The organism is Serratia sp. CY84636, assembly GCF_052166245.1.
Classification (GTDB): domain Bacteria; phylum Pseudomonadota; class Gammaproteobacteria; order Enterobacterales; family Enterobacteriaceae; genus Serratia; species Serratia nevei.
In genome coordinates this window covers 1-5842 of record NZ_JBJNOX010000028.1, presented here as the reverse complement: position 1 = coordinate 5842, position 5842 = coordinate 1, and the positions used below count along the sequence as shown (strand labels likewise).

Here is a 5842-nt window from a genome sequence, read left to right as displayed (position 1 = left end):
CCAGCGTACGGCCCACAGAATGATGTCACGCTGAAAATGCCGGCCTTTGAATGGGTTCATGTGCAGCTCCATCAGCAAAAGGGGATGATAAGTTTATCACCACCGACTATTTGCAACAGTGCCGTTTACTCATACCTAGATTCTACGTCAGTACTTCAAAAAGCATAATCAAAGCCTTGATAAATATGCATTCCTTCGAAATTCAGCTTTCACCCATTGGGTGAAAGAAAAGTGCTCAACATAAAATACTCGAAGAAGATTTAGGCATAGATGTATATTTCTGTGACCCACATTCACCCTGGCAAAAAGGCACATGCGAAAATATGAATGGTTTAATTAGGCAATATTTACCTAAAGGGATTGATTTAAATCAGGCAGATCAGCATTATTTAAATCAAGTTGCCATGTCACTGAATACTCGTCCTAGAAAGGCGTTAGATTGGCTTACACCATTAGAGAAATTTGCTCAGCTTGTTGATTATCATATGGCTTTTGAAACTGTCGCACCTCATGTTTGAATTCGCCCCATATTTTTGCTACAGTGAACCAAATTAAGATCATCTATTTACTAGGCCTCGCATTTGCGGGGTTTTTAATGCTGAATAAAAGGAAAACTTGATGGAATTGCCCAATATTATGCACCCGGTCGCGAAGCTGAGCACCGCATTAGCCGCTGCATTGATGCTGAGCGGGTGCATGCCCGGTGAAATCCGCCCGACGATTGGCCAGCAAATGGAAACTGGCGACCAACGGTTTGGCGATCTGGTTTTCCGCCAGCTCGCACCGAATGTCTGGCAGCACACTTCCTATCTCGACATGCCGGGTTTCGGGGCAGTCGCTTCCAACGGTTTGATCGTCAGGGATGGCGGCCGCGTGCTGTTGGTCGATACCGCCTGGACCGATGACCAGACCGCCCAGATCCTCAACTGGATCAAGCAGGAGATCAACCTGCCGGTCGCGCTGGCGGTGGTGACTCACGCGCATCAGGACAAGATGGGCGGTATGGACGCGCTGCATGCGGCGGGGATTGCGACTTATGCCAATGCGTTGTCGAACCAGCTTGCCCCGCAAGAGGGGCTGGTTGCGGCGCAACACAGCCTGACTTTCGCCGCCAATGGCTGGGTCGAACCAGCAACCGCGCCCAACTTTGGCCCGCTCAAGGTATTTTACCCCGGCCCCGGCCACACCAGTGACAATATCACCGTTGGGATCGACGGCACCGACATCGCTTTTGGTGGCTGCCTGATCAAGGACAGCAAGGCCAAGTCGCTCGGCAATCTCGGTGATGCCGACACTGAGCACTACGCCGCGTCAGCGCGCGCGTTTGGTGCGGCGTTCCCCAAGGCCAGCATGATCGTGATGAGCCATTCCGCCCCCGATAGCCGCGCCGCAATCACTCATACGGCCCGCATGGCCGACAAGCTGCGCTGAGCCATGGCTGACCACGTCACCCCCAATCTGCCATCGCGCGATTTCGATGTGACAGAGGCGTTTTATGCGAAGCTGGGCTTTGCGACGAGTTGGAAGGATCGCGGCTGGATGATCCTGCAGCGCGGCGGTTTGCAGCTCGAATTCTTCCCCTATCCTGACCTCGACCCAGCTACGAGCTCGTTCGGCTGTTGCCTGCGGTTGGATGATCTCGATGCCATGGTGGCATTGGTGAACGCGGCGGGAGCCGAGGAAAAAAGCACCGGCTGGCCGCGCTTCAAAGCTCCGCAACTGGAGGCGAGCGGCCTGAGGATCGGCTACCTGATCGATCCCGACTGCACGCTGGTGCGGCTGATCCAGAACCCCGACTGACCGCATGCCCGCGAAAATCAAGATTTGCGGGATCAGCACACCCGAGGCGCTCGATGCGACCATCGCGGCGCGGGCGGACTATGCCGGGTTGGTGTTCTATCCAGCGTCGCCCCGTGCGGTTACGTCGAATGTCGCGGGCGCTTTGACATCGCGCGCAGCTGGCCAGATCGCCATGGTCGGTTTGTTCGTCGATGCGGATGATGCTGTCATCGCCGACGCACTGGTGGCAGCCAAGCTGAACGCGCTGCAGCTGCACGGTTCGGAATCGCCCGAACGCGTGGCCCAGTTGCGCGCGCGGTTTGGCAAGCCGGTGTGGAAGGCGCTGCCCGTCGCCAGCGCCAGCGATGTCGCACGCGCCGCAGCCTATGCCGGGGCGGCGGACTTGATCTTGTTCGACGCCAAGACCCCCAAAGGCGCGCTGCCCGGCGGCATGGGGTTGGCGTTCGACTGGTCGCTGCTGGCCGGATATCGCGGTGCCTTGCCGTGGGGGCTGGCAGGCGGGCTAAATCCGACGAATGTTGCCGAGGCGATTGCGCGCACCGGAGCGCCGCTGGTCGATACCTCCAGCGGCGTCGAAAGCGCGCCGGGCGTCAAGGATACCGACAAGATTACCAATTTCGCCTTTGCGGTGCGCTTGGCCTAAATCGCGTCGATCAATAGGCGTCGTTCAGCGCAAAGATCGGCTTGCGGGTGCGCCACTGCCCTCGGGTGAAGTCGGGAAAATCTAACGTGCGATTGCCCTCAGCAATCGATTGTTCCGACAGAGGCGTGATCGCGCTCCAGGCCAGCGCGTCGTAAATGTCGATTGGCATCGGGGCCTTGGCCTTCAGCGCCTCGACAAAAGCGTGGATCACGAACCAGTCCATCCCGCCATGCCCGGCCCCTGCCGCCAGATCGGCGTAGCGTTTCCATAGCGGGTGATCGTATTTCGCAAACCAGCCCTCGGCAGGCTCCCAGCGGTGCGGCTGTGGGCTCTTGCCCTCCAGATAGATCGACTTGTTGACGTCCATCCACAGCCCCTCGGTGCCTTGCACCCGAAAGCCGAGAGAATAGGGGCGCGGCAGCGAGGTGTCGTGGCACAGCATGATCGTTTCACCATTAGTGCAGCCGATCATGGTGTTGACCACATCACCCAGTGCGAATTTCACCTCGGCGTTGGGATGATCGGCAGAGCCGTTCTTGACGACATAATCATGCAGCCCGCGCGCCTTACAGCCGAAGCCGCCAGCGCCCGCTTCGCCCGGCAACGCGACCTTCAGGGTGCGGGTCTGCGGCGGGTAGCACACGCCGGCATCGGCGCAGCCCTGGTACTTCACGGTCAGGGTGGTCGCGCTCGCGCCGGCCGCGGGCGTGCCGGTGAGGGTGCCGAGCAATTCCTTGCGGTAGGTTTCGACGTCGCCGAAGAATTCGTCGCGGTAGGCCTTGCCCTTCGGCAGCGCCATGGTCGCGCCGGTGAAGGCGGCATCGGCCTTGACCGAGGTGCGGTGCCGGTACAGGTAATAGCCGTCGGCGATCCGCCAGCGCACCTCGATGCGGTCCGGCGCGGTGGCCTGCGCGGACAGGACGAAGACCTCGTCGACCGGCGGCAGTTCGAAGTCCTGGGCGACGGCCGAGGTCGCGGGCAGCGCAAGCAGCAGGGCGAGCCCGGCCAGCCAGCGGCGCAGGCGGATCGTGGATGCGGTCATTGGCTCAGTTTACCGGTCGGCTCTCGGCGGCCAGCCATTGCAGGTATTCGGGCAGGCCGGACGCGGCTTCGACCGCGAGCGGGTATAGGAAGTATAAACCACCTTTTTGCTCCTCATCCGAAGTATCTTACCTGAAATTCCCTCACTCGTTTACCGCTCAAGCCCCAATTTTAACTGCCGGTCCAGCCTAAACCGCTCTAATAAGGTTCGATTTGGCGGTAAAATCTCTAGCCTGATAGCTCGAGAGATACAAACTGCCCCACCGCCCCGTTTAAAAGTTGGCAGTGTTGAGCAGTGTTGGATTTGGGGTCGTCAGTCAAAGAGACGACTCTGTGATGGATCGAACAGGCTGGGAGTCAGTGGCGGCGCTCGTTCTGGTGGCAGCTCACGCTGCTTGGCGGCATTCGCCTTGGCTGTTTTCTGTTTCAGATGCTTGAGAATCTGCTCAATGACCTTCGGATCTTCGATGCTGGCAATCACTTTGACGTGACCGCCGCAGTGTTCGCAGACTTCAATATCAATATTGAAGACTCGCTTGAGGCGTTGCATCCAGGTCATGGCGCGGTGGCGCTCTGCAGGACTCTTGTCACGCCAGTTAGTATCGAGACCTTCCGATTTGTCGGGCTTCTTGCCCCGCTTGGCGGGTGTTACTTGAACTCGGTGTTTGCTGTTCGGTGCAAAGACGCCGTGGAAGCGTGTGAGGTTGACTCGCGGCTTAGGTACCAACGCAGCGAGTTTGGCGATGAAGTCCAGCGGCTCGAAGATCACATGGGTGGTGCCATTGCGGTACGGAGTTTTGAGCTCGTAACGCACCTGCCCATTGGCGGTTAATGCCAGACGTTTTTCTGAAACCGCTGGCCGACTAATGTAGCGACACAAGCGCTCAAGCTTATCCCGCTGATGCGCTTCGGCCATCACACCGGCGTGTAGCGAGAAACCAGCATGGTTGGCTACTCGACTGCTTGAGTCGGCTTTATCCTCACGCCCTGGCAAGGTTTGCAGGGTGAAGACTTTGCGCCCTTGCTGGGGGCCGACGGCAATGCGATACGTAACCGAAGCACCATGTAATTGAGTCAGCGTATCGTCTTCGCCCTCTTCCAGTGTCAACCACGTATTCTCGGCATCACGCTCCAAAATCCCACGCTTTTCCATGCAGCGAGCGATGCGATGGCTGAGGGTGTGAGCGAGCGTATTCAGCTCATCGTAAGTGGGTGCCTTGACACGATGGAAGCGTTGCTTGCCATAGTCATCTTCGGCATAGACACCATCGAGAAACAGCATGTGGTAGTGGACATTGAGATTTAGCGCGGAGCCAAAGCGTTGGATAAGAGTCACTGAGCCAGTTTGTGCAGAGGCTTTGGTGTAACCGGCTTTTTTGATCAGATGAGTTGAGAGTGTACGATAGACGATACTCAAGACCTGGCCCATCAGCTGGGGATGGCGAGCCAGCAAAAAGCGTAGCTGGAAAGGAAAGCTGAGCACCCACTGGCGAATGGGCTCCTTGGGGAAGACTTCGTCTATCAGCAGCGCCGCACTCTCGGCCATCCGGCGGGCACCGCAGCTAGGGCAAAAGCCGCGTCGTTTACAGCTGAAGGCGACCAGACGCTCGTGATGACAATCCTCGCAGCGAACCCGCATGAAACCATACTCCAGACGGCCACATTGGAGGAGGTCGTTGAATTCTTGTTGGATGTAGCGAGGCAGGTGTTGACCTTGGGCTTCGAGTGAGGCTTTGAAGGCTGGGTAGTGCTGCTCAACCAGCTGGTAGAGCAGCGTCTGGTCGGGTTGGTGGCGTTCGTAACCGTTTGTTTGAGTGGGCGATTGACTCGCCGTGGCGTTCCTTGCCAGCGACATGGGTATCCTCCGCTGATACTGTGGTTATGTACAGTATCAGCGGCTTGCGTTCAGACGTCCAGTCTGGCCCTAGACATCGCTAAATGCTTAACCCGCAATAGCCCTCACGAGTTGTTATCAGCCACTACCGGTTGAGCGAGAAGGTTTTGGGTTCAGGGTGCTATTGCTCCACCAATCACAATACTGAAGCCCCAACTGTTATCAGTTGGGGCTTTTTCTTGTCTGTTTGCGGCGGTTGCGTTTTATCGGTAGTCGTCGAGCTCTGCACCATCCCACATAAGAGCTTAACGGTGCGATCTTCAACGCCATCACACAAAACTTTCTTTTTCACGCACAGTCAACTTATTGGATGTTTTATTAACAACCCAAAAGGAGATATTTAGCGGGCGGCCGGAAGGTGAATGCTAGGCATGATCTAACCCTCGGTCTCTGGCGTCGCGACTGCGAAATTTCGCGAGGGTTTCCGAGAAGGTGATTGCGCTTCGCAGATCTCCAGGCGCGTG

The 5842-nt window shown here is 57.4% G+C and carries 5 protein-coding genes and 2 pseudogenes; 4 read left to right on the top strand and 3 right to left on the bottom strand.

The features are described from left to right. Nucleotides 1-236: 236 nt before the first annotated feature. The 4 genes and pseudogenes from ACJ8QI_RS25295 to ACJ8QI_RS25280 all read left to right on the top strand — a co-directional run. Nucleotides 237-518, top strand: a pseudogene (locus ACJ8QI_RS25295) (IS30 family transposase); the annotation flags it as partial. Between the two features lie 100 nt (nucleotides 519-618). Further along, complete coding sequence (locus tag ACJ8QI_RS25290) at nucleotides 619-1431, top strand: subclass B1 metallo-beta-lactamase NDM-5 (RefSeq protein WP_023408309.1); 813 nt, start codon at nucleotides 619-621, stop codon at nucleotides 1429-1431. Nucleotides 1432-1434: 3 nt separating this feature from the next. Beyond that, nucleotides 1435-1800: a bleomycin binding protein Ble-MBL gene (gene ble, locus ACJ8QI_RS25285; protein ID WP_004201167.1), complete on the top strand. Its 366-nt coding sequence runs from the start codon at nucleotides 1435-1437 to the stop codon at nucleotides 1798-1800. Between the two features lie 4 nt (nucleotides 1801-1804). After that, a complete protein-coding gene (locus ACJ8QI_RS25280; RefSeq protein ID WP_004201168.1) occupies nucleotides 1805-2443 on the top strand; it encodes a phosphoribosylanthranilate isomerase in 639 nt (212 codons plus the stop codon). Between the two features lie 10 nt (nucleotides 2444-2453). Here the strand turns inward: ACJ8QI_RS25280 and ACJ8QI_RS25275 are convergent, their stop codons facing one another. From ACJ8QI_RS25275 to ACJ8QI_RS25265, 3 genes and pseudogenes are all read right to left on the bottom strand, one after another. Then, nucleotides 2454-3485 (bottom strand): protein-disulfide reductase DsbD domain-containing protein, encoded by a 1032-nt coding sequence (locus ACJ8QI_RS25275; protein WP_004201169.1) that lies wholly within the window; start codon nucleotides 3483-3485, stop codon nucleotides 2454-2456. Between the two features lie 312 nt (nucleotides 3486-3797). After that, nucleotides 3798-5339 carry an IS91-like element ISCR1 family transposase gene (locus ACJ8QI_RS25270; RefSeq protein WP_000050481.1) on the bottom strand — a complete coding sequence of 514 codons (1542 nt, stop codon included), beginning with the start codon at nucleotides 5337-5339 and terminating at the stop codon, nucleotides 3798-3800. Nucleotides 5340-5743: 404 nt separating this feature from the next. Further along, nucleotides 5744-5842 (bottom strand): annotated as a pseudogene (locus tag ACJ8QI_RS25265) (sulfonamide-resistant dihydropteroate synthase Sul1); the annotation flags it as partial.